The organism is Streptacidiphilus jiangxiensis (assembly GCF_900109465.1).
GTDB lineage: Bacteria > Actinomycetota > Actinomycetes > Streptomycetales > Streptomycetaceae > Streptacidiphilus > Streptacidiphilus jiangxiensis.
In genome coordinates this window covers 107,892-130,388 of sequence record NZ_FOAZ01000001.1, presented here as the reverse complement: position 1 = coordinate 130,388, position 22,497 = coordinate 107,892, and the positions used below count along the sequence as shown (strand labels likewise).

Sequence of the window (22,497 nt, the reverse complement as noted above, 5' to 3'; positions counted from 1 at the left end):
GCGGACGGCCCTGGAGGTGCAACTAGCGAGGCAGTCCAAGGACCCGTTCGCTGATGATGTTGCGTTGGATCTGGTCGCTGCCGCCGTAGATGGTGTCCGCGCGGGAGAAGAGCATCGTGTGCTGGGCAGGCGTGAGCGGGTAACCGGTCGGGTCATGCGAGGCCCCCGGCACGAACGCGCCCGGGAGGCCCTGGACCTGGAGCGCCAGCTCTCCGAGGCGCTGGTGCCAGTTGCCCCACACCAGCTTCGCCACCGCCGCGGTCCCCGGCTCGGCCCGGCCCAGCGTGCGCAACGCGTTCGCGCGCATCACCCACAGGTCGGCCCACTGGCGCGTCAGCGCCTCCCGCAGGACGGGGTCGCGGTCGGCGCCGGAGTCCGCCGCGGCGCGCAGGACGGTGTCCAGCTCGCGCTGGTAGCCGATCTGGCGCCCGAGCATGCCCGCGCCGCGTTCGAAGGAGAGCAGCGTCATGGCGACCTTCCAGCCGTCGCCGACCGCCCCGAGCACGTCGACGGCGCGGGCGCGGTCGAAGAAGACCTCGCTGAACTCGCTGACGCCGTTGAGCTGCCGGATGGGCCGCACGTCGATCCGGCCGGACTCCTGCCGCATGGGCAGCAACAGCAGGCTCAGGCCCTCGTGGCGGCGCGAGCCGGGCTCGGTGCGGGCCAGCACGAAGCACCAGTCCGCCCACTGCGACAGCGACGTCCACGTCTTCTGGCCGGTGACCACCCAACCCTCGCCGTCGTCCGCCGGTTCGGCGACCGTGCGGACGCCCGCCAGGTCGGAGCCGGCGTCGGGTTCGCTGTAGCCCTGGCACCAGATCTCGGTGCCGGTGGCCACGCCCGGCAGATAGCGCTCGCGCTGCTCCGGGGTGCCGTGCAGCAGCAGTGTCGGGGCGAGGAGCTGTTCGCCGACGATGCCGAGCGGGTCGGGCGCCTGCGCGCGGGCGTACTCCTCGAACCAGACCACCTGACGGGTCAGGCTGGACTCGGGCCAGCCGACGCCGATCCAGCCGCCCGTGCCCAGCTCGCGTTCCCAGGCGCGGCGCCGCTCGGCGTCCTCGGGGATCTTGACGCCGCACAGGTCGGCGAAGGCGCCGCCGGGGCCGAGCCGCTCCGCCAGCCAGGTACGTGCACGCCCGCGGAACTCCTCGTCCGCCGCGTCGAAACCGAAGTCCATTCCGTTCACCAGGCCTTACGCATTGGGGCGGTCCTTGGCGGCGGCGGCCTTCGCCATGGCCTCCAGCTGCGCGAGCATCGGCATCGGGTCGACGCCCACCGTCCCGGGCAGGAAGTCCGCGATCCGCTCCGGGGTCCAGGAGCCCGGCTCGGCGTACATGGCCCGAAGTTCGCGCGGCTGGGCCCACACGGCGATCTTGGATCCGGCGACGGTGTAGACCTGCCCGGTGATCTCGTGGGCGGCGTCGGAGAGCAGGTAGACGACGAGCGCCGCCACGTCCTCCGGCGCTCCGATCTCCTTGAGCTCCATCGGGACGTTCGCCGACATGCGGGTGCGGGCGACCGGGGCCACGGCGTTGGCGGTGACGCCGTACTTGGCAAGGCCCAGGGCCGCGCTGCGGACCAGGGAGATGATGCCGCCCTTGGCCGCGCTGTAGTTGGGCTGGCTGACGGAGCCCTGGTGGTTGCCGCTGGTGAAGCCGATGAGACTCCCGCCGCCCTGCTTGCGCATCAGCGCGGACGCGGCACGGAAGACGGTGAAGGTGCCCTTGAGATGGGTGGCGATGACGGGATCCCACTCCTCCTCGGACATGTTGAAGAGCATCCGCTCACGCAGGATGCCGGCGACGCAGACGACGCCGTCCAGGCGCCCGAAGGCCTCGACGGCGGTGCGGACGACCCGCTCGCCGCCGGCCATGGTGGCGATGTCGTCGGCGACGGCCACGGCCTCGCCGCCGGCCGCCTCGATCTCCTTGACGACCTCGTCGGCGACCTCGCTGGTCGGCGCGGAGCCGTCGATGCCGACGCCGTAGTCGTTGACCACGACCTTGGCTCCCTCGGCGGCACAGGCGAGCGCCACCGCACGCCCGATGCCGCGTCCGGCACCGGTGACCGCGACCACCTTGCCGCGCAGGAACTCAGCCACGCCGTACCCCTCCTCAAGAATCTGACGGACCGTTAGATTCTTGCCGATGGACTGTCCCAGGGGAAGAGGAGGCGAGGACCGTGCCCGCACCGGCCGAGTTCGACGAGTTCCGTGACATCGCCAAACGCGTCAACAACTGGGGACGTTGGGGCGCCGACGACGAGATCGGCACGCTCAACCTGATCACCCCCGAGGTGGTCCGCGCCGCAGCCTCCTGCGTGCGCACCGGCAAGCGCTTCCAGCTCGGCCTGCCGCTCCAGCAGCAGGGCGTGCAGACCGGGATGATCCCCGGTCGGGTCAACCCGCTGCACAGCATGGTCGCGCTCAACTACGAGATGTTCGGCCCCGGCGCCATCGCCACCAGCGACGACGTCGCCACCCTCGGCCTGCAGGCGGCCACCCACTGGGACGGCCTCGGTCACGTCAGCCACGGGGGCCGGATCTACAACAACCGGCCCGCCGACAGCATCAACGCCCAGGAGGGGGCGACCCGCTCCGGCATCGAGAAGGTGGGGCCGCTGCTGACGCGCGGCGTGCTGCTCGACATCGCCCGCCTGCACGGGGTCGGCCGGCTCCCCGGTGACCACGTGGTCACCCCGGAGGACCTGGACGCCGCCGAGGCGCAGGCCGGCGTCACCGTCCGCGCGGGCGACGTCGTGCTGGTCCGCACCGGCCAGATGCAGTTCTACCTGGGCGGCGACCGGGACGCCTACGCCTTCCCCTCCCCCGGCCTCGGCCTGCGCTGCCCCGAGTGGTTCCACGCCCGCGACGTGGCGGCCGTCGCCAACGACACGCTGACCTTCGAGATCTTCCCGCCCGAGGTCGACGGCCTCTACCTGCCCGTCCACGCGCTGGACCTGGTGGAGATGGGCATGATGCAGGGCCAGAACTGGAACCTGGAGGCGCTGGCCGCGGACTGCGCACAGGACGGCGTCCACGCGTTCCTGCTGTCGGCGGCGCCGGAGCCGTTCGTCGGCGGCGTGGGCGCGCCGGTGGCGCCCGTCGCGGTCAAGTAGCGAGCGGAGGCCGGACGGAAGGTCGGATGGCGGGGCGCCGTGCGCGGATGTCTCCACGCGTCACGGCGCCCCGCCACCAGCCCCCGACCTGCGGCCGGGGGTGCCCCCGTCGGCGCCGCACGCGCCCTGAAACCGGCGCCGACACGATTCGCACTCGCCAAGGAAGCGGACAGCGCGAAGACTGGGCGCGCCCTTGGCGTCCCCTCGCAACGAATCGCTGAATCCAAGCGTGATCAGGCGGACACGTCACGTCAATGGCTTGTCGTGAAGTCGCATTGGTTGCGTATGGTTTGAGCCTTCATCTGTTCGTTGTGCAAGCAGATGTCAGCAGCGCCCGCAGAGCTCCGCATAGAGCCGGCCCATCTCCTGCTGGTGGGCCGCGTGCGGATGCAGACCGTCCGGCAGGACGCCGTGCGCGGCATCCGTGGCCGAGCAGAGCTCACGGCCGTCGATCCAGGTCAGTGCCGTGTCACCGCGTTTGCGGCGCAACTCGACGGCGTCGTGCAGCTGCTCGCGCAGGGCACCGAGGGTCAGGTCGCCGAAGGCCTCGGACATGCCGTCCGCCAGTTCGGTCTCCCGCGCCCCACCGAACACCGGACCGAGCACGGTCACCGGGAGATCCGGCTGCCGGGAGCGAATTTCGGCCAACAGGCCGTGCACGGCGGGAAGGAAGGTCCGCTCCCGCAGCGCGGCCGAGTTGTAGACGTTGATACCGAGTTCGAGGGTTATGAAGTCAGCGGGGTGCTTTGCCAGCATTCGCCCGACCAGCGGGTCGAGCAGGCAGGCTCCGCCGTACCCCAGATTGGTGAGGTTGCGCCCCAACAGGCGGGCGGCGGTGGCCGGCCAGGTCTGCGTCGGGGTGGCCTCGTAGCCGTGGCTGATGCTGCTGCCGTAGACCGTCCAGCGGGGACGCGGGTCCGGCAGCGGATGCAGCGCCTCACCGTCGAGCGTGCGCAGGCCGCGCAGGCGGACCGCGGGAACGATCGGCAGCGCGATCTCGATCTCCTTGTCCCCCGGCGGCAGACCGCCGAAGACGACACCCGCGACGCCCAGCGCGGTGGATCGCACGACCTCCCCGTCGACGGACAGGTCGCACCAGGCCTCGAACACCGGCCCGCCCTGCAGTTGCACCGACTCCGCATCCAGCAGGATCCGCGTGGACGCGGTCCGCAACCGGATCCGCACACCGCTCGGGCACATGGCCGGCAGGACGAGATCCCGGTGGTGGAGCTCGAGGTCTGCGACAGGTAGCCGCCAGGGCATCGCCCACCCACGGTCTGCCGCCCACTCGACGTCGATGGCACCCTCCAGCGCGCGCACCGTCGCGGCGGCGTCCCACGCACCGGAAGAAACGTTCATGCGGGATCACTTCCCGTGAAGGCGGAGGATCAACCGCGGCGGACCCGCAGGGGCGCGAGGAAGTGCGCGAGGAACTGGGCGAGGAACCTTCGGCGTGCGGGTGGCCCTGCTCGTCGAGGACCACCCGCACGTCAGTGGCTTGTCGCGCAGTTCCTCGCGCCCCCGGACAGGGCAACTGTCCCTTCAGGGACCAGTTCGCACCACACCCGCTTGCCGCTGCCGTCCGGGAACCAGCCCCAGCGGTCCGTCAGGACGCTCACCAGCTCGAGCCCGCGGCCGCCTGTCGCCTCGTCCGGGGCGACCCGCTGGGCCGGGGGCGCCTCGCTGGTGTCGGTCACCTCGACCCGGACCGGGCGGTGGCAGGCGTCCTCCCCGACGGGGAAGACCAGCCGCAGCACGGCCGGCGAGCCGGTGTGGACCACGGCGTTGGTGACCAGCTCCGAGACCACCAGCACCAAGGTGTCCGCGAGGGACGCGTCGAGGTCGAAGCCGCAGCCGGTGAGGCGACTGCGGGCCCAACGCCGCGCCCGACCGACCTCTGCGGGGTCGGCCTGGACCGCCGTCTGGACTTGAAGCACCTGTGCCTGAACCTGCACCTGTCACACCACCCGTGCTAGCGGGATCAGCCGGGCCGGACCTCCGCGCGAGCCGCGTACCGGCACGTATACGGACCAGGATGATCCGCCCCGACGGCCAGGAGCATGGTCTTCAGGCATATTCCACCCGAGGGGGCACCCAGGGGTGCATACTGCCCCGACCGCTCTGCCCCGGAGGCCCGTCACGCCGACGACCGGGCCCACGGCCGAGCCGACGACCGCGTCGACCACCGGACCGCCATGGGCGGACTGCTTGCTGCGCACCCCCGTGAGCGTAACCGAACCCTGCCGCGACGCCGGGAAACCGAGGGGCGTCGCGGCAAAAACACCCTTGCGACACCAGTGCTAGAGCCGCCCGGCCAGGACGTCGAGGCAGCGACCGCGGTCCGCGCCGGCCTGCTCCCAGGCCCAGGCCCGCTTGAGCAGGCGGTGCACCCGCGCCTCCCAGGTGAAGCCCATGCCGCCGTGAACCTGCAGGCAGTCGCGGGCGCCGTGCACCGCGGCGTCGTCCGCCAGCAGCTTGGCGCCGACGATCTCGGCCTCGTCACCGTCGACCGCGGCGGCGTAGACGGCGACGCGGGCGAGCTCCGCGCGGGCCAGCATGTCCGCGCACAGGTGCTGGACCGCCTGGAAGGCGCCGATCGGTTGTCCGAACTGTTCGCGCGTACGCGCGTACGCGACCGCCTCGGCCACCGTGCGGGCCGCCAGGCCCGCCTGCAGGGCGGCCGTCAACAGCGTCGCCTCGTCGGCGACGCGGTGCGCCTGCGGCGACTGCTCGCCGAGCGGCAGCACCCCCTCCAGGCGCCACAGCGGGCGGTCCGGGTCGACGGCGGGCACGGGTGTCGCGTCCAGCCCGGCGGCGGGGAGGACGGCAAGGGCGTCGTCGGCGTGGAGCAGCAGGACGTGCTCGAGCGTCGGCAGGTCCGGCACGAGCACGGGGCCGCGCGCCGGGACCCTGACGACCTCGGCCCGCCCGGTCAACCCGAGCACCGCGGCCGCAAGTTCGGTGCCCACCAGCGGGCCGGGGAGCACGGCCCGGCCGGCCTCCTCGAAGGCGACCACCGCCTCGGGCAGGCCGAGGCCGAGACCGCCGGCGTCCTCCGGCACGCGGAGCGAGAAGAGACCGACTTCCGTCAGCTCCGCCCAGCTCGCCTCACGGTCCGCCAGCAGCTCGCGCAGGGCGCGACGGAGTTGTTCCTGATCGTCCGTCAACCGGAAGTGCATCGCTCAACGCCCCTTCGGCAGGCCCAGGATGCGCTGGGCCACGATGTTGCGCTGGATCTGGGAGGTGCCGGCCGCGATGGTGTAGGACAGCCCCTGGAGCCGCTGGGCGGTCCAGCGACCGTCCAGGAGGGCCTCCGTGCCGACGACGCGGGCCGCCAGGTCGTAGAGGTGCTGCCGCGCCTCGCTGAAGCGCAGCTTGAAGACGCTGCCGCCGGCCCCCGGCACGCCGCGCGCCGCGGCCTCCGAGACGTTCCACTGCACGAGTCGCCACAGGGCGGCGAACTCGGCGGCGAGGGTGGCCGTTTCCCGGCGCAGTTCGAGGTCGTCCCAGGCGCCGTTCGCGCGGGCGACGCGCGCGAGCTCGCGCACCTCGCGGCGGCAGGCGACCACCTCGGAGGCGAACGCGGTGCCGCGCTCGAAGGAGAGGGTCACCATGGTGACCCGCCACCCGTCGTTCTCGTCGCCGAGCCGGTTGGCGACCGGGACGCGCACCTCGTCGAGGAACAGCTCGGCGAACTCCGTCGTCCCGGCGAGCGTCGCCAGCGGCCGGACGGTGACGCCCGGCGCGTCCATGGGCATGGCCAGCCAGGTGATGCCCCGGTGCTTCGGCGCGTCCGGGTCGGTCCGCACCAACAGCTCGCACCAGTCCGCGACTTCGGCGTGCGAGGTCCAGATCTTGCTGCCGGTGACGACGTACTCGTCCCCGTCCCGGACCGCACGGGTCCGGAGGGCGGCGAGGTCGCTGCCCGCGCCCGGTTCGCTGAAGCCCTGGCACCAGATCTCGTCCCCGCGCAGGATCGGCGGGAGGAGGCGGGCACGCTGCTCCGGGGTGCCCTCGGTGGCGATGGTGGGCCCCGCGTGCAGGAGGCCGACGAAGTTGGCCCCGACGTAGGGCGCGCCCGCGAGCTCCGTCTCCTCCAGGAAGATCAGGTGTTCCGAAGGGGTGGCGCCGCGGCCGCCGGCGTCCGCGGGCCAGTGGACACCGGCGTACCCGGCGTCGAACAGCCGCCGCTGCCAGGCCGTGTCGTAGGCACGGCGGCCCGGCCAGTCGGCGGGATCCGGCGCGGCGGGCAGCTCCGGAAGGGTCTTCCCGAGCCACTCGCGCAGCCGGCGCCGGAAGTCGGCCTCGGCGGCGGTGTCACTGAGCTGCACTGATGCACTCTCCTTAGCCGTAGGGGCGCGAGGCGCCCCTGGTCAGCGCAGCCTGCCGTCAGCGTTCACGTGCCGGTCCAGATCGAGCTCCAGCATGCGGATCGCGTTGCCGCGCATCACCTTGTAGACGACCTCCGGCGGCAGCCCGGCCATGTGGTCCAGGGCGACCGCCTTCGTCTCCGGCCAGGTCGAGTCCACGTGCGGGTAGTCCGTCTCGAACGTCACGTTGTCCACCCCGACCTTGTCCAGCGAGGCGACGCCGTGCCTGTCACGGAAGAAGCACGCGAAGATCTGCCGGTAGTAGTACGTCGACGGCGGCTCGGGGATCAGGTCCCGCACGCCGCCCCAGGCGCGGTGCTCGCGCCAGACGTCGTCCGCGCGCTCCAGCGCGTACGGGATCCAGCCCATCTGGCCCTCGCTGTACGCGAGCTTCAACCGGGGGTGCCGCACCAGCACGCCGCTGAAGAGGAAGTCCGTCATCGACGCCATCGCGTTGTTGAAGCTCAGCGTCGCCTGCACCGCGGGCGGCGCGTCCGGTGAGGCGGCCGGCATCTGCGAGGAGGAGCCGATGTGCATGCAGACGACCGTGCCGGTCGCCTCGCACTCGGCGAAGAACGGGTCCCAGTAGCCGGAGTGGATGCTCGGCAGGCCCAGGTAGGTCGGGATCTCGCTGAAGCAGACGGCCCGCACGCCCCGCGCCGCGTTCCGCTTGATCTCCGCGACGGCCAGCTGGACGTCCCACAGCGGGATCAGGCACAGCGGGATCAACCGACCGCCGCTGTCGCCGCACCACTCCTCGACCATCCAGTCGTTGTAGGCGCGGACGCAGGCGAGCGCGACCTCCTTGTCGTGCGCCTCGGCGAAGGTCTGGCCGCAGAAGCGCGGGAAGGTGGGGAAGCACAGCGACGCCTCGACGTGGTTGTTCTCCATGTCCTCGATGCGCGCCTTGGGGTCCCAGCAGCCGCGGCGCATCTGCTCGCGGGTGATGCCCTCCAGGGTCATCTCGTCGCGGTCGAAGCCGACGGCGGCGATGTTGCGCTTGTACGGGAACTGGAGGTCCTCGTAGATCCACCAGTCGGTGGGCGGGCCGTCCGGGTCCATGGAGATGCGGTACTTGCCGCCGATGTATTCGAGCTGTCCGATCCCGGCGGTCAGCGGCTTGGGTCCGCGGTCGCGGTACTTGGCCGGCAGCCAGGTCTCGAAGAGGTGGGCCGGCTCGATCACGTGGTCGTCGACGCTGACCACCATCGGCAGTTCGGCAGAGCTTTCCATTCAGGGCTCCCTCTCCGTCTCCACGGCACGACCCTTTACCTGACGGTCCGTCAGATTCAGACTAGTGACGGACCCCTTGGGCGGCAAGCAAGCAGACGACCGAGCAGGCGAGCGAGGACCGGATGGCTGTAGGACTGCGGCGACTTCTCGACCCGGCGCACACCGCCGTGGTCACCTGCGAGTGCCAGGAGGCCGTGCTCGGCGAGAAGGCGGTCTTCCCCGCGCTCGCCGAGGCGGCGCAGCAGGCGGGGCTGGTCGGGAACGTGCGCCGGCTCTGCGCCGCCGCCCGCGACGTCGACGTGCCCGTCGTGCACTGCACGGCCGAGCGGCGCGCGGACGGGCTCGGCGGGAACACCAACGCGCGCCTGTTCGCCGCCGCGGCCCGTGCGGCGACGCCGTTCGACCCGGCGCTGCACCCGGGCCTCGGCGCGGACCCGGAGCGGGACTTCGTGCTGCCGCGGCTGCACGGCCTCGGCCCGTTCCAGGACACCGGGCTGGCCTCACTGCTGCGCAACCTCGGCGCGACCACGCTCGTCGTCACGGGGGTCTCGCTCAACGTCGCGCTGCTCGAACTGACGCTGGGGGCGGTCGACGCCGGACTGCAGGTCGTGATCCCCACCGACGCGGTGGCCGGCACCCCGCCCGCGTACGCGGAGGCCGTCCTCACCCACACCCTCGCGCTCGTCGCGACCCTCGCCACCACGGACGACGTCGTCGCCGTGCTGACCACCCCCGGGAGAGACCTGTGACCATCACCGCCGCCGGAAGTCTCTGGGACCTGTTGGAGCGGCGCGTCGCGGCGACGCCGGACGCGCCGATGCTGATCCAGGCCGCCGACGAGAGGACGGGCGCGGGGGAGAGCGCGCCGGACCGGCGGCTCACCTTCCGCGAGGTGCGCGACCGCGCCGAGCGGGTCGCGGCCGGCCTGCGCGACGCGTACGGGATCGAGGACGGGACCCCGGCGGCCTGGCAGTTGCCGACGCGGATCGAGACGGTGCTCGTCTCGCTCGCGCTGTCGCGGCTGGGCGCGGTACAGACGCCGATCATCGCGATCTACCGCGGCGCGGAGGTCGGGCACATCCTCGGCGAGTCCCACGCCCGGCTCTACCTGGTGCCGGGGGTCTGGCGCGGCTTCGACCACGTGAAGATGGCCGAGGAGCTGACCCGCGGCTGGGCAGAGCCGCCCGCCGTCCGGGTCCTGTACACCGACGCGGACCTGCCCGACGGCGACCCGGCCACGCTGCCGCCCGCGCCGCGCGCCGACCTGGACGACGCGCACGCGCCGGTCCGCTGGGTCTACTACACCTCCGGCATCACCTCGGCACCCAAGGGCGCCCGGCACACCGACCGGACGCTGATCGCGGGCGGCAGCGGCTTCGCCCTGGCCCTGGACATGGGCACGGACGACGTCGGGTCGATCGCGTTCCCCTACGCGCACATCGGCGGACCGGACTACCTGGTCGCGATGCTCGTCCACGGGTTCCCGGCCCTGCTGGTGGAGCAGTTCGCACTCCCGGACGTGCTGCCCGTCTACCGGCGCAACGGGGTCACCATGGCGGGCGGCAGCACCGCGTTCTACTCCGCCTTCCTCGCGGAGCAGCGCAAGCTGCCGGCCGGCGAGCGCCTCGTCCCCACCCTGCGCATCCTCTCCGGTGGCGGCGCCCCGATGCCCCCGGAGCTCTACCGCGAGATCACCGAGGAGATGGGCGTCGTCCTCGCCCACGGCTACGGCATGACGGAGGCCCCCGCCATCACCATGGGCTCGCCCCGCGACACCCCCGAGCAGCTGGCGTACACCGAGGGCCACCCGGTGCGCGGCTGCGAGGTGCGGATCGTCGACGGGGAGGTGTGGCTGCGCGGCCCGATGATCTGCCGCGGCTACACCGACGCGGCGCTCACCGCCGAGGCCTTCACCGCCGACGGCTGGTTCCGCACCGGTGACCTCGGTCACGTCCGCCCCGACGGGCACGTCCGGCTGACCGGGCGGCTCAAGGACATCATCATCCGCAAGGGCGAGAACATCTCCGCCAAGGAGATCGAGGACCTGCTCTACCAGGACCCCCGGGTCGGGGACGTGGCCGTGATCGGCCTGCCCGACCCGGTGCGCGGCGAACGCGTCTGCGCGGTGGTCGAGCGCCGTCCGGGGGTGGAGCCGCCGACGCTCGCGGAGATCGCCGAGGCGCTGCGGGTGGCCGGGCTGATGACGCAGAAGATCCCCGAGCAGGTGGAGGTCGTGGACGCACTGCCCCGCAACGAGACCCTGCGGAAGGTGCTGAAGCACCGGCTTCGGGACATGTTCGCGACGCTGCCGTGGCAGGAGCCGCGCTGATCCTCACTCTCCCACCCCTACCCCCTAGGGGTTCCCCCCGCCGTTCGGATGTACGGACTTCATCCGTGGGTATGAAGAGGTATTTCGGCTGGTCGATAGGCTCGTGAGAGCTTGTCTTTTCCACCCGTGAGTCGCATCCGGAGACGGGGGAGTTTCCTGAAGGGGCGGCGATGAGTCTCACCAGCACACCTTTCTTCGTACTGACCATCCTGATCACGATCTGCGCACTGGTCGCGCTTTTCGTGTTCTGGAACCGAATACCCGGCCCCAGACCGGCCCGTCTGGGCGGCCGCCTGGGCCTGGCGTTGTTCTCCCAGCTCACGGCCGTGGTCGCGGTGATGGTCTACGTCAACAACAGCATGGGTCCGTTCTACGAGAGCTGGAGCGACCTCTTCGGCGGCAGCAGCGCGCCCCCGGTGACCACGGCGGTCGGCGGGGGCGGCCAGCACGGCCACGGCGGCGGCCAGGCCGGCGACGGCAAGCTGCACTTCACCGAGTACAGCCCCGGCGTGATGAAGGCCCGCACGGTCGGCGCGCGGTCCGGGATCGACGGCAGCGTCTACGTGTGGCTGCCGCCGCAGTACCGCGACCCGGCCTACGCGCAGACCTCCTTCCCGGTGGTCGAGCTGCTGCCCGGGACGCCCGGCACGCCGCAGGCCTGGTTCGGCACGATGCGCGTCCAGGACGAGATGCAGAAGCTGATGGCCCAGGGCAAGGTCAAGCCGATGATCATGGTCTCGGCCAAGCTGAACACCCTCGGCGGCAACACCGACGCGGGTTGCGCGGACATCCCCGGCACGGCGAAGACGGCGACGTGGCTCGCCGAGGACGTCCCGGCGCTGGTCCGCAGCAACTTCCGCGCCGCGAGGGGCGCCGACGGCTGGGGCATCATGGGCTACTCCGCGGGCGCGTACTGCGCGGTCAACCTCACCGTCCAGCACCCCGAGACGTTCCGCGCGGCGGTCAGTCTCTCCGGCTACAACACGCCGGAGTCCCCGCTCGTCACCCGCGATCCCTCCCTGGCCCGCGCGAACAACCCCTACCTGCTGCTGAAGCAGGCGAAGCAGCAGCCGCCGGTCTCCTTCCTCATGGCCGGCAGCCTGCAGGACCAGGGCACGGTGCCGGCGGCGCGAGCGCTTCTCGGCGTCCTGCACCAGCCCGGCGCGAGCCGGCTCCTGACGGTCCAGACGGGCGGCCACACCCCGGACGTCTGGCGGGGGATGCTGCCGGCGGCCTTGACATGGCTGTCGGCCAGGACGGCAAGCCAGGGAACGGCGAGCTAGCTCGTCAGGGGCGCGGGGAACTGCGCGAAAAGCCACCCGAGCCAGATGGTCCCCAACGCGCAGGGCCATCCGCACAGGGTGGTTGCTCGCGCAGTTCCCCGCGCCCCTGAGGTGGTGCAGCTACTTCATCGGAAAAACCTTCCGCACGACCCGCTCCGCGGCGTGGCCGTCGTCCCACGGGCAGAACTTGGCGCGGAACGCGGCCCGCAGCTTCGTCGACTCCGGGGAGTCCCAGCCGCCGTACGGCTGCAGGACCGCGGCGAGTTCGTCCTCGGTCCGGGCGACAGCGCCCGGTGCCTCGGCCATGAGGTCGAAGTAGACGCCGCGGATGCGCTGGTAGTCCTCCCAGTCCGGGGCGTAGATCACGACGGGGCGGTCCAGGACCGCGTAGTCGAACATCGCCGAGGAGTAGTCGGTCACCAGGACGTCCGCCGCGAGGTAGAGGTCCTCGACGACGGGGTGGGACGAGACGTCGATGACACCCGCGTCGGTCGGCAGGCCCGTGTCGCCGTAGAAGTAGTGGGCCCGCATCAGCACCGTCGTGGTGGGGCCGAGGGCGCGGGCCAGCGCGACGACGTCCAGGGCCGGGACGAAGGAGTCGTGCTGCTCGCGGTGGGTGGGCGTGTAGAGGACGACGCGGTTGCCGGCGGGGACGCCGATGCGCTCGCGGATCGCGGCGATCTCCGCCGGGTCCGGGTCGGCGAGGCGGTCGTTGCGGGGGTATCCGGTCTCCAGGACCTCGTACCCGCCGGGGTAGGCGCGGCGGAAGGACTCCGTCGAGTGCGGGTTGGGCGAGACCAGGTAGTCCCAGCGGCCGACGTGCTCCAGCAGACGGTCGAAGTCCATGCCGTCGGCGGCGAGCGGACGGTCGCGCAGGTCCAGGCCCAGGTACTTGAGCGGGGTGCCGTGCTGGGTCTGGACGTGCACCGAGCCGGGGCGCTTCGTCATCGTGTGGGGGAAGTTGACGTTGTTGACGAGGTACTTGGCGGTCGCCATCAGCTTCAGGTAGCGCGGGGTGTTGGCCAGCACGTACGGCACGCCGGCCGGCAGCGCCGCGGCCTGGGCGGGGGTGTTGACCACCCAGACGCCCTTGACCTGGGGGGCCAGCTCGCGCATGGCGCCGTGGATCGCCGCCGGGTTGCAGCTGTAGCCGCGGTACCAGTAGGCGGCGTAGACGGCGAGGTTCTCTTCGATCGGCAGGCGGCGGTACGTCTCGTACAGTCCGCGGCGGCCCGCGCCGCGCACCGCCCGCTTGACGGTCCCGGGCAGCGTGCGCGGCAGCGCCTGCAGCGGGCGCAGGCGCTGGTACGCGCCCCACGCGCCGCGCTCGACCAGGCGGTACTGGACGCCGCGCAGCCCCTTGGGGAAGGTGTGGCCCGCGGGGCGGTGGCGGCGGAAGTGCTCGGTGATCCTTCGGAAGAACTCCTCGCGCAGGTCCTCGGGGACCAGGCCGGGGGTGTCCAGGATGGTGACCGCCTGCTTGACCGTGCGGTCGAAGACCAGGCGGCACAGGCTCGGGCCGATCTCGGGGCGGCGGTCCAGGAAGGCGAAGATCGCGTCGTACTGGGCGAAGGCGTCGGCGTGCTTGGGCGAGGCGGTGTTGGTGATCGCCCCGGCGCGCTGGCGGCGGTAGAAGTAGACGTCGCGGTCGAGGTAGCCGATCGTCCGCGCGGCCAGCAGCAGCGGGTAGGTGACGGAGATGTCCTCGTAGTAGCCGGCGCCGAAGTGGACGTCGAGGGAGGCGAGGAACTCGCGGCGCATCACCTTGTTCCAGACCGACATGATCATCTGGAGCAGCCCGGGCCGCTCGGCGAGCGTGAAGGTCGGCGGGAGCGGCGGCTCGACCAGCAGGCGGCGCCAGGTGTCGGGCTCGGTGGCCCCGTCCGGGTAGACCCGGGCGAAGCCGGTGATCAGTACGTCCGGACGGATCTCCGCAAGGCGCGCGGCGACCTCGTCGACGGCGCCGTCGGCCAGCCAGTCGTCGCTGTCCACGCACCAGACGTACTCGCCGGTGGCGGCCTTCAGGCCCTCCTCGCGGGCGCCGCCGAGGCCGCGATTGGCGGCCAGGTGGACGACCTGGAGCCGCCGGTCGCGTGCGGCGTAGGCGTCGAGGATCTCCCCGCTGCGGTCCGGCGAGCAGTCGTCGACGGCGATGACCTGCAACCCCGGCAGCTTCGCCGCCAGGATCGAGTCGAGGCAGCGCGGAAGGTAGTCGGCGACACCGTAGACGGGCAGCACGATGCTGAGGGAGACGGGCGTGGTCACGGCGGTGCTGCTCCAGGTCGCGCGGGGTGGGCTCCCCCGCACTCTACTGTGGCCCGTCTCTACTGTGGTCGGTGCTCGCCCCGGGACTGCTCGACCACCGTGAAGAGCCGGTGCACCCCGAGTGCCGCGAAGACCCGGTGCACCTGGGAGGGGATGGCTCCCGGCGCGACATCCGTGCGCGGCAGCACCAGGCGCAGTTCCCCGCCGCAGGAGCGCAGCAGCCGGCGTGCGCCGATCAGCACGCCCACCCCGGTGGAGTCGCAGAACCGCACCTCGGCGAGGTCGACCACCACCCGGCGTGAACCCTCCGCGACGGCTTCCCTGACCGCCTCGCGAACCCGGCCGCCGGTCCCGAGATCGAGATCGCCGTGGACTCGCAGCAGCACCCAGCCGTCGTTCTCCTCGCGCTCCACGCGCAGTGTTGTCATCACGGTGTCACGATTCTCCTGCGTGCTCTACATGTTCATGATGAGGTTTCAGATTAGCGGCGCATCCGAGTGATCTGACACTCCGTGCCATCGTGCCTGGCATTTAGTTTCCTCAAACATCCGGACGGCACACACGCGCGGCGCTAGATTTCGTGTGAGGGTTCCTTGGTGATTCCTTGGCCATGTTGTCGACGGGCGGAGCGGTGGTGCCGATGTCGAGTCCCGCGCCGATCCGTTGGGACCGGCAGATCCAGCGCCGGCTGGCGCGTGGCGAGGAGTCCGCGCTCGGCGAGCTCTACGACCAGTTCGCCCCGCTCGTGCACGGCCTGGCCAACCGGGTCCTCGCCGACCAGGCCGCGGCGGAGGAGATCACCCAGGACGTCTTCGCCCACGTCTGGGAGCACCCCGAGAGCTTCGACCCGGCCCAGGGATCGATGCGGTCCTGGATCGGCACACTGACCCACCGCCGCTCCGTCGAACGCCTGCGCCGCGACGCGGCCGCCGGGGCGGCCGACGGCGAGGGCGAGGGAGCGCCGCTCGAGCCGTCCAGCGTGGAGGAGGAGGTGCTGGCCGCGGCCACCGCCGCCCGGGTCCAGTACGTCGTCTCCTCACTGCCGCAGGCGCTGCGCGAGACGCTGCTGCTCACCTACTTCGGCGGCCGCACCTACCGGCAGGCCGCGAAGGAACTCGGCATCGCCCCCGCCACGGCCAAACACCGGATGCGGCTCGGCCTGCAGCTGCTGGCCAGCGCCCTGTCGACGGAGCCGGCCCGGTGAGCGCGGAGGCGGGCGCCGAGACGAGCGCCTTGGAGGGCGCCGTCCACGAGGAGCTGCGCTCGCTGCTGGGCGCCTGGGCGCTGGACGCCTGCGGCACGGACGAGTCCGTGCGACTGGAGGCCCACCTGGCCTCCTGCGCGTCCTGCCGCGAGGAGGGGCACCAGCTGCGGGACGCCGCCGGCTGGCTCTCCACCGACGAGCCGCTCGACCCCGAGCCGAGCCTGCGCCGTCAGGTCCTCGACGGCTGCCTCGGCCGGCGCGAGCCGGCCTTCCGCGTGCCCGCCTACGCCGAACCGTTCGTCGCGGAGACCGCCCGCCTGGACGCGCTGCTGCGCGACCTCGGCGAGCTGGACTGGCTGGAGCGGGCGACGCTGCGCTGGCACGGCGGCAGCGTGGAACGCCGCCCGGCCGAGGTGCTGTGCCACCTCACGGCCGTGGACGGCGTCCTGGCCCGCGCACTCGGCCTGCCCGACCCCTCCGAGGGCACGGACCTCCTCGAACGCGACGCGCGCCTCCGCTCCGCACAGACGGGCCGCCCACCCACGACGGTCCGCGCGCTGTGGCGCGCGCAGACCCGCGCCATCGTGGAGACGGCCGCGCTGGCGCCGGAGAGCATGGCGGAACGATTCGTCGACTACGGCGCGTTCCGGGTCCCCGTCGCGGACTCGTTCCTGGACCGGGCGTTCGAGTGCTGGATCCACGCGGAGGACATCGCCGAGGCCGTGGGTTACCCCTACAACCCGCCGCGCGGCACCCACATCCGAGCCCTGATCGGGCTCGCGGTCCGGCTCCTGCCGGTGGTGTTCGCGGGGGAACCGGGCACGGGCCGGCTGGTCAAGCTGATCGTCGAGGGCCGCGGCGAGGGCGAGTGGCTGATCCCTCTGGACGACCCGGAGACGCCACCGGACACCGAGCCGACGGCGACGGTGGCGATCGACGGTGTGGAGTTCTGCCACCTGTGCGCGGGCCGCAGGGACCCTCACCGGATGCCCGTCGGTATCACGGGCGACCGCACTCTCGCCCGCGCGCTGCTGGCCGCTGCCCCGCTGCTCTCAAGGCCGTAGGCCTGGTCAGGGGCGCGAGGAACCGCGCGCGGGAGCAGAACCTCAGGCGAAGACGACGGTGCGGGAGCCGTTGAGGAGGACCCGGTGTTCGGCGTGCCACTTGACCGCGCGGGCGAGCGCCTGGCATTCGACGTCGCGGCCGAGGGCGACCAGCTTCTGCGGGGTGACCCCGTGGCTCACACGGACCACCTCCTGCTCGATGATCGGGCCCTCGTCCAGCGCCGCGGTCACGTAGTGGGCCGTCGCGCCGATCAGCTTCACGCCGCGGGCGTGGGCCTGGTGGTAGGGCTTGGCGCCCTTGAAGCTCGGCAGGAAGCTGTGGTGGATGTTGATCGCCCGCCCCGCCAGAGCCTTGCACAGGTCGTCGGAGAGCACCTGCATGTAGCGGGCGAGGACCACCAGGTCCACGCTCTCCTCGTCGACGATGCGGAGCAGCGCCGCCTCCGCCTCCGCCTTCGTGTCCGCCGTCACCGGGATGTGGTGGAACGGGACGCCGTACGAGCCGACGAGCTCCTCGAAGTCGCGGTGGTTGGAGACCACGCCCGCGATCTCGACCGGAAGTGCGCCGCTGCGCGCGCGGAAGAGCAGGTCGTTGAGGCAGTGGCCGAACTTGCTGACCAGCAGCAGGACCCGCATCTTCTCGTCGCCGGAGCTGATCCGCCAGTCCATGTGGAACGCGTCACCCGTCGCGGAGAAGCTGGCCCGCAGCTTCTCCAGGGTGACCGGCTCCTCGGCCGAGAAGTGGACGCGCATGAAGAACAGTCCGCTGTCCGGGTCGCCGAACTGCTGGCTGTCCACGATGTTGCATCCGGTGATGAACAGGTAACTGGAGACAGCGTGGACGATCCCCTGCTTGTCGGGGCAGGAGAGGGTCAGGATGTACTGCTCGGCCATGTGGAAACTCTGCCACATCCGGGCGCCGGCCCGTCCGGCCGTCTCACGCTCCGGCTGTGCGGGTGAGAATGCCCAGCATCGCGAGCGAGCGGGGGGCCGCGTCCGGGTCCTCGCCGTCGGCGAGGGCGAGGCGGACATGGGCGTCGCGGCAGGCGTGGACCGCCTCCGGCCAGGCGTGGTGCTGGAAGTACGCGCTGGCGGGTGCGTCGGGGCCGACCTGGTGCATGATCCGCAGGACGCGGAGCACGGCCGTGTCCACCGCGGTGGCCTCCGCGGAGTCGCGGAAGATCGAGCCCACGTACTTCTCCGCGGACCAGCGGTCCAGCCAGGTGTCCTCGACCAGGCGGTAGACGGCGTCGGTGACGTCGCCGTAGCCCTCGCGCCCGGCCGCCCAGCAGTCCTGCTGGAAGCGCGGGTCGCCGAGCATGTGCAGCGCGGAACGGACGCGGGCCCGCCAGCGCCACCAGGGAAGGTCAGTGAGCGGCATGGCGCCCATCCTCCTGGAGCGGGTGCCCGTTCGAGAAGTCCTTGACGTATCGTGCGCGGCCTGCATAAGACCCGATCCTACGTTCTACGCGTGTCCTCACCTCCTGTTCACCTATCCGTGACCCTCCGTTCCCCCTAGGGCCCCGTACGCGCCCGAAGTCGAGGCAAGGGTGGCCTTCCGTACGAGTTCCGTTGTGCGGGGAGGGCACGGTCCAGATGAGGTCCAAGGGAGCTGATACCGCGCGGCGGCTGCGGCGCACGGGTGCGGCGGTCGCCGCGACGGCGCTGCTCGGGGGCGGCGTGACGGGTTGCGGGGGCGACGCGAGCGCCGACACGTCCTCGCCGATCACGGTGATGACCTGGGCGCCGATGAGCGGCAAGGCCGGCGCCGAGCCGGGCATGCCGGCCCTCGCGCAGGCCATCGCGCAGTACTTCAACGACAACGGCGGCGTCGCCGGACACCCGGTGAAGGTGGACACCTGCGACGAGCAGAACACCTCCGCCGGCGCCATCGCCTGTGCCAACCAGGCCGTCTCGGACAAGGTGGTGGCCGTCATCGGATCCGCCAGCCAGTACGGCGCCTCGTTCATGCCGCTGCTGGAGGCCGCCGGCATCCCCTACATCGGGGGGTCGGGGGCCTCCGCCGCCGAGTTCTCCTCGCCCTACTCCTACCCCGTCAACGGCGGCTACCAGACGCTGCTGGTGGGCAACGGCGAGCAGTTGGCCGCGGCCGGCTGCCGGCACGTGGCGATCGTGCGCCCGGACACGGCCGTGGGCGACTCGATGTACACCTTCCTCAACAACGGTCTCGCGGCGAAGGGCCTGCAGGCCTCCGACGTCCCGGCGCAGGAGGGGCGCACCAACTACGACGCCCAGGTGGCCAGGGCGATCGGCACCGACCGCCCGCACGACTGCGTCACCAGCGCGCTGGACGCCGCCTCGACACAGACGCTCTTCGACAGCTGGCGCCAGGCCGCTCCCGCGCACACGCGCCTCGCGGCGCTGATCGGAAGCTTCCAGCAGTCGCTGGTCGACAGCACCGGTGGCGCCGACGGACCGCTGGAGGGCGCGCTCGCCACCGGCTGGTACCCGCCGGACAGCAACCAGGTCTGGAACGAGATGCACGCGGTGATCAAGAAGTACGCGTTCACCGACAACAGCATCAACCCGTCCGATCCCGGTGTGCAGACCACCTGGATCGCCTACGAGGTCTTCAAGAAGGTCGTCGACGGCATCAAGGGCAGCGCCATCACCTCCCAGAGCGTGCACGCGGCGTTCGACGCGACCGGCCCGGTGAGCACCGGCGGCGCGACGCCGCCGCTGGCCTGGCAGGACGGCAACCTGGTCTCCCTCGCGGCGACCCCGCGCACGGTCAACACGGACGTGACCTTCCAGGTCGTCCAGAACGGCGAGCTCACCGAGAGCCGCTCCGGCCTGATCGACGTCGGCGCGGCCCTGACCGCCGGCACCTGACCCTCGGCCGCCCCCGTCGGCTCTGACCGCGGTCCGCACCGTCAGAGCTGGTGGGGGTCCTTCGGCGGGAGGCCGTTGGCGGTGGCGATGTGGTTCCACAGGTCCGCGGCCTCGGACTTCGCCAAGGTCGCGGTGCTGCTCGCCTGCTGCGCCGCGGTCGCGTCGCCGCCCTCCTTGGGGTGGTGCTTCTTCTGGCAGATCCCGATCGACTGCTGCGCCCAGGCCGCGTAGTGCTCGTCCGCCTGCTGCGAGGCCTGCCAGCCGGCGGTGAGCTTGTTGACCAGCTCCTGGCCGGACGGCAGCGCGTCGAACTGGAGCTGGCCCAACTGGGTCACCAGACTCGCCCGGGCCTGAGCCGCCTGGGTGAGGGTCTGCTGGGCCTGCGGCAGCGCCTGGCAGTGCGAGACGTTCGCAACCGCCGCCACGACGGCCGAGCGGTTGCTCGAAGCCGTCTCCAGCAGCGCGCTCAGCTTCTTCGCCTGGTCGAGCTGGGCCGCCTTGTCGCCAGGGTTGGCGGCAGCCGTCGCACCGTGCTTCGCGCTCTTCGCGCCCTTGCCGGCCTCCGCGCCGCCGGAGGAGCCGCTGCTCAGCAGCGCGCCCAGGCCGATGCCGGCGAGGGCGCACACCGCGACGACGGCGATGCCGAGCGTCCGCATGGACGGACGGTTGCGGTGCGGGTCCTCGTCGTAGGAGTCGCGGTCGTCGTACTGCTCGTAGCCACCCTGCTCGTAGCCACCCTGCTCGTAACCGCCCTGGCCGCCCTGCTGGTAGCCGTTCTGCTGGTAGCCGCCGTACTGCTGCGTCGGCTGCGCCTGCTGGGCGAACGGCTGCGTCTGCTGCGGGAAGCCGGGCGCGCCGTACCCCTGCCCGACGGGCTGGGTCGGCTGTCCGTAGGCGGGCGACGGGTAGGACTGCGCGTCCGGTGCCGCAGGCATCGGTGGCAGGTACTGCGTCGCGGCCGCCTGCACCTCCGGCTCCTGGAGGGGGGCGCCGTACGCCGCCGTGGGCCCATCGTCCGGACGGAAGAGGTCGTCCGGGGTGAGCTCGTCGGGGTTGGGACGACGATGGTTCACGCGCTCTTCCTTAGGTGTGGGCGGCGCTCACAACGCGGCACACGCTACCCGTTCACACCAACGGGTGACCATCCTGGGGGGACTGGTCTCACCGGTCCCCCACATCCGCGTCATCTGCCCGCCCACCGCGGCTCAGGCCGCGGCCTCCGCCATCGCCCGCGCCTGGAACTCCTGCACGGAGCGCTGGTTGCGGTAGGGCTCCAGCATCCGGCGGAAGTCGTCCAGGTACTCGGTGCCCCGTGCCGAACGCAGACCGGACATCAGCTCCATGGCGTGTGCGCCCGTGTCGCAGGCCTCGTCCACCTCGCGCAACTGGAGCTGAGCGATGGCCAGCAGGACGAGGTCGACGGCACGACGGCGGACCCGCGACTCCGGGTGGCCGCGCAGCGCCTCACGCGCCTGCCGGGCGCTCTGCCGCGGCTGCTCCAGATCCCGGTGGCAGTGCGCGAGTTCGTCGGCGAGGTAGGCGTGGTCGAAGTGGCCGATCCAGTCCGGGTCCTCCTCGGGACGACTGTGCTCCAACTGCTCCAGGGCCAGCCCGGCCACCGCGTCGCAGCTGCGGCTGTCGCCGAGCAGCGCATGGCCGCGGGCCTCGGCGGCGTAGAACATCGCCATGGCCGTCGGGGTGGCCTGGCCGCGCGCGCCCTCCTGGGCGGCCCGGGCCAACTGTGCGATCTCGCGCGGGTTCCCGAGTGCGGCGGCGAGGTGGCTCATCGACGAGGCCAGCACGTAGCCGCCGTACGCGCGGTCGCCGGCCGCCTGGGCCAGCCGCAGCGCCTGGATGTAGTAGCGCTGGGCCAGGCCCGGTTGGCCGGTGTCGATCGCCATGTAGCCGGCCAGCTCGGTCAGCCGGGCCACGGCGCCGAAGAGCTTGCGGCCCGTCTCCTCCTTGTAGGCGCCCGCGAGCAGGCCGGAGACCACGGAGTTGAGATAGTGGACGACCACCGGCCGGACGTGGCCGCTGCCGAAGCGGTGGTCGAGGTCGACCAGCATCTGGGTGGTGGCCTGCACCGCCTCCACGTCGGCGAGGCCGACGCGCGGTCCGCCGGTGCGGGCGACGGAGAGATCCGGCCCGGTGATCAGCCAGTCACGGCTGGGCTCGACCAGCGCGGCCGCGGCGACCGAGGCGCCGCTGAGGAAGTCCCTGCGGCCCACGTCGCTCCGCCACAGCTCGCTGACGTGCTCGATCGCGTCGGGCAGCGTCGGGGCGAACTGCAGGCCGACGCCTGACGCGTGGCTCTTGCCGTCGGACATGCCGATCTCGTCGACCGTGACGGAACGACCCAGCTTGCGACCGATCGCCTCGGCGATGACGGCCGGGGCCTGTCCGCGCGGCTGCTGGCCCCGCAGCCAGCGGGCGACCGAGGTCTTGTCGTACCGCAGGTCCAGTGCGTGCTCGGCCCCGCAGAGGTTGACCCGGCGGGCCAGCCCCGCGTTGGAGCAGCCTGCCTCCTGGATCAGCGCCTGGAGCCGTTCGTTGGGCTGTCGTGCGACGAGCGGTCTGGCGGCCATGGACGTCACTGCCTCCCCTGGAGAGTCGGAGGTCGCAGGACAGGAGCATTCCCCTGATGCGTTCCGGTGATGCGTCACGAGGTGTCAAGAGCGGTCAATGGCTGGGAAAGAGCGACATTGGGCCGACTGCTGACCAGCGTAGCGAAGCATCGGGGGCACAAATACCCGCTCACCCCGGGTGCACCCCCCGTGCG

Annotated in this window: 20 protein-coding genes; 7 read left to right on the top strand and 13 right to left on the bottom strand. The window is 72.0% G+C overall.

Going from position 1 to position 22,497, the window contains the following annotated elements:
* Positions 1-22: 22 nt before the first annotated feature.
* Together BMY61_RS00575 and BMY61_RS00570 are read right to left on the bottom strand one after the other, a co-directional pair.
* On the bottom strand, positions 23-1,177 hold the full coding sequence (locus BMY61_RS00575) for an acyl-CoA dehydrogenase family protein (protein ID WP_042453678.1): 1,155 nt from the start codon (positions 1,175-1,177) through the stop codon (positions 23-25).
* Positions 1,178-1,192: 15 nt separating this feature from the next.
* On the bottom strand, positions 1,193-2,101 hold the full coding sequence (locus tag BMY61_RS00570) for an SDR family oxidoreductase (protein WP_042453677.1): 909 nt from the start codon (positions 2,099-2,101) through the stop codon (positions 1,193-1,195).
* A gap of 80 nt (positions 2,102-2,181) precedes the next feature.
* Between BMY61_RS00570 and BMY61_RS00565 the strand changes: the two genes are divergently transcribed.
* On the top strand, positions 2,182-3,117 hold the full coding sequence (locus BMY61_RS00565) for a cyclase family protein (protein ID WP_042453676.1): 936 nt from the start codon (positions 2,182-2,184) through the stop codon (positions 3,115-3,117).
* A 324-nt stretch (positions 3,118-3,441) separates the two neighbouring features.
* Here BMY61_RS00565 and BMY61_RS00560 read toward each other — a convergent pair whose 3' ends face one another.
* The 5 genes from BMY61_RS00560 to BMY61_RS00540 all read right to left on the bottom strand — a co-directional run bounded on the left by BMY61_RS00560 (position 3,442) and on the right by BMY61_RS00540 (position 8,720).
* Positions 3,442-4,476 (bottom strand): GDSL-type esterase/lipase family protein, encoded by a 1,035-nt coding sequence (locus BMY61_RS00560; RefSeq protein WP_052439079.1) that lies wholly within the window; start codon positions 4,474-4,476, stop codon positions 3,442-3,444.
* A gap of 131 nt (positions 4,477-4,607) precedes the next feature.
* A complete protein-coding gene (locus BMY61_RS00555; protein ID WP_082015336.1) occupies positions 4,608-5,054 on the bottom strand; it encodes an ATP-binding protein in 447 nt (148 codons plus the stop codon).
* Positions 5,055-5,417: 363 nt separating this feature from the next.
* Positions 5,418-6,296, bottom strand: a complete 879-nt coding sequence (locus BMY61_RS00550) for an acyl-CoA dehydrogenase family protein (protein WP_042453674.1) — start codon at positions 6,294-6,296, stop codon at positions 5,418-5,420.
* Positions 6,297-6,299: 3 nt separating this feature from the next.
* Positions 6,300-7,448: an acyl-CoA dehydrogenase family protein gene (locus tag BMY61_RS00545; protein WP_042453673.1), complete on the bottom strand. Its 1,149-nt coding sequence runs from the start codon at positions 7,446-7,448 to the stop codon at positions 6,300-6,302.
* 42 nt (positions 7,449-7,490) lie between these two features.
* On the bottom strand, positions 7,491-8,720 hold the full coding sequence (locus tag BMY61_RS00540) for an amidohydrolase family protein (RefSeq protein ID WP_042453672.1): 1,230 nt from the start codon (positions 8,718-8,720) through the stop codon (positions 7,491-7,493).
* Positions 8,721-8,842: 122 nt separating this feature from the next.
* Between BMY61_RS00540 and BMY61_RS00535 the strand changes: the two genes are divergently transcribed.
* From BMY61_RS00535 to BMY61_RS00525, 3 genes are all read left to right on the top strand, one after another.
* A complete protein-coding gene (locus BMY61_RS00535) occupies positions 8,843-9,469 on the top strand; it encodes an isochorismatase family protein (protein ID WP_042453671.1) in 627 nt (208 codons plus the stop codon).
* Positions 9,466-11,049, top strand: a complete 1,584-nt coding sequence (locus tag BMY61_RS00530) for a class I adenylate-forming enzyme family protein (RefSeq protein WP_042453670.1) — start codon at positions 9,466-9,468, stop codon at positions 11,047-11,049. Before BMY61_RS00535 ends, BMY61_RS00530 begins: the two co-directional genes overlap by 4 nt.
* A 170-nt stretch (positions 11,050-11,219) precedes the next feature.
* Positions 11,220-12,332, top strand: coding sequence for an alpha/beta hydrolase (locus BMY61_RS00525; RefSeq protein WP_042453669.1), 1,113 nt, complete (start codon positions 11,220-11,222; stop codon positions 12,330-12,332).
* Between the two features lie 120 nt (positions 12,333-12,452).
* On the opposite strand, the gene BMY61_RS48260 is transcribed toward BMY61_RS00525, so the two are convergent.
* The gene (locus BMY61_RS48260; RefSeq protein ID WP_042453668.1) at positions 12,453-14,597 is read right to left on the bottom strand and encodes a bifunctional glycosyltransferase/CDP-glycerol:glycerophosphate glycerophosphotransferase; all 2,145 of its coding nucleotides are present in this window, start codon (positions 14,595-14,597) and stop codon (positions 12,453-12,455) included.
* Positions 14,598-14,656: 59 nt separating this feature from the next.
* Positions 14,657-15,025 carry an STAS domain-containing protein gene (locus BMY61_RS00515; RefSeq protein ID WP_042453667.1) on the bottom strand — a complete coding sequence of 123 codons (369 nt, stop codon included), beginning with the start codon at positions 15,023-15,025 and terminating at the stop codon, positions 14,657-14,659.
* Positions 15,026-15,237: 212 nt separating this feature from the next.
* Here BMY61_RS00515 and BMY61_RS00510 point away from each other — a divergent pair, with 212 nt between their 5' ends.
* Both BMY61_RS00510 and BMY61_RS00505 read left to right on the top strand, forming a co-directional pair.
* Positions 15,238-15,801, top strand: a complete 564-nt coding sequence (locus BMY61_RS00510) for a sigma-70 family RNA polymerase sigma factor (RefSeq protein WP_042453665.1) — start codon at positions 15,238-15,240, stop codon at positions 15,799-15,801.
* Positions 15,798-16,865: a maleylpyruvate isomerase family mycothiol-dependent enzyme gene (locus BMY61_RS00505; protein WP_042453663.1), complete on the top strand. Its 1,068-nt coding sequence runs from the start codon at positions 15,798-15,800 to the stop codon at positions 16,863-16,865. The genes BMY61_RS00510 and BMY61_RS00505 overlap by 4 nt, the downstream gene beginning before the upstream one ends.
* A 42-nt stretch (positions 16,866-16,907) precedes the next feature.
* Here BMY61_RS00505 and purU read toward each other — a convergent pair whose 3' ends face one another.
* Positions 16,908-17,759 carry a formyltetrahydrofolate deformylase gene (gene purU, locus BMY61_RS00500; RefSeq protein ID WP_236656338.1) on the bottom strand — a complete coding sequence of 284 codons (852 nt, stop codon included), beginning with the start codon at positions 17,757-17,759 and terminating at the stop codon, positions 16,908-16,910.
* Positions 17,760-17,802: 43 nt separating this feature from the next.
* Positions 17,803-18,255 carry an SCO4402 family protein gene (locus BMY61_RS00495; protein ID WP_042453659.1) on the bottom strand — a complete coding sequence of 151 codons (453 nt, stop codon included), beginning with the start codon at positions 18,253-18,255 and terminating at the stop codon, positions 17,803-17,805.
* A 206-nt stretch (positions 18,256-18,461) separates the two neighbouring features.
* Here BMY61_RS00495 and BMY61_RS00490 point away from each other — a divergent pair, with 206 nt between their 5' ends.
* Complete coding sequence (locus BMY61_RS00490; protein ID WP_042453657.1) at positions 18,462-19,718, top strand: ABC transporter substrate-binding protein; 1,257 nt, start codon at positions 18,462-18,464, stop codon at positions 19,716-19,718.
* 41 nt (positions 19,719-19,759) lie between these two features.
* On the opposite strand, the gene BMY61_RS00485 is transcribed toward BMY61_RS00490, so the two are convergent.
* Positions 19,760-20,791, bottom strand: coding sequence for a hypothetical protein (locus BMY61_RS00485; RefSeq protein WP_052439078.1), 1,032 nt, complete (start codon positions 20,789-20,791; stop codon positions 19,760-19,762).
* Positions 20,792-20,923: 132 nt separating this feature from the next.
* The gene (locus BMY61_RS00480) at positions 20,924-22,303 is read right to left on the bottom strand and encodes an NsdA family TPR-like regulatory protein (RefSeq protein WP_042453655.1); all 1,380 of its coding nucleotides are present in this window, start codon (positions 22,301-22,303) and stop codon (positions 20,924-20,926) included.
* Positions 22,304-22,497 lie beyond the last annotated feature (194 nt).

Excerpts from the sequence above, each read along its gene's own strand:
- BMY61_RS00575 (WP_042453678.1), bottom strand. The coding sequence starts at position 1,177 with ATGGACTTCGGTTTCGACGCGGCGGACGAGGAGTTCCGCGGGCGTGCA.
- BMY61_RS00560 (WP_052439079.1), bottom strand. The coding sequence starts at position 4,476 with ATGAACGTTTCTTCCGGTGCGTGGGACGCCGCCGCGACGGTGCGCGCG.
- BMY61_RS00550 (WP_042453674.1), bottom strand. The coding sequence starts at position 6,296 with ATGCACTTCCGGTTGACGGACGATCAGGAACAACTCCGTCGCGCCCTG.
- BMY61_RS00540 (WP_042453672.1), bottom strand. The coding sequence starts at position 8,720 with ATGGAAAGCTCTGCCGAACTGCCGATGGTGGTCAGCGTCGACGACCAC.
- BMY61_RS00535 (WP_042453671.1), top strand. The coding sequence starts at position 8,843 with ATGGCTGTAGGACTGCGGCGACTTCTCGACCCGGCGCACACCGCCGTG.
- BMY61_RS00525 (WP_042453669.1), top strand. The coding sequence starts at position 11,220 with ATGAGTCTCACCAGCACACCTTTCTTCGTACTGACCATCCTGATCACG.
- BMY61_RS00515 (WP_042453667.1), bottom strand. The coding sequence starts at position 15,025 with ATGACAACACTGCGCGTGGAGCGCGAGGAGAACGACGGCTGGGTGCTG.
- BMY61_RS00510 (WP_042453665.1), top strand. The coding sequence starts at position 15,238 with ATGTCGAGTCCCGCGCCGATCCGTTGGGACCGGCAGATCCAGCGCCGG.
- purU (WP_236656338.1), bottom strand. The coding sequence starts at position 17,759 with ATGGCCGAGCAGTACATCCTGACCCTCTCCTGCCCCGACAAGCAGGGG.
- BMY61_RS00495 (WP_042453659.1), bottom strand. The coding sequence starts at position 18,255 with ATGGGCGCCATGCCGCTCACTGACCTTCCCTGGTGGCGCTGGCGGGCC.
- BMY61_RS00490 (WP_042453657.1), top strand. The coding sequence starts at position 18,462 with ATGAGGTCCAAGGGAGCTGATACCGCGCGGCGGCTGCGGCGCACGGGT.
- BMY61_RS00480 (WP_042453655.1), bottom strand. The coding sequence starts at position 22,303 with ATGGCCGCCAGACCGCTCGTCGCACGACAGCCCAACGAACGGCTCCAG.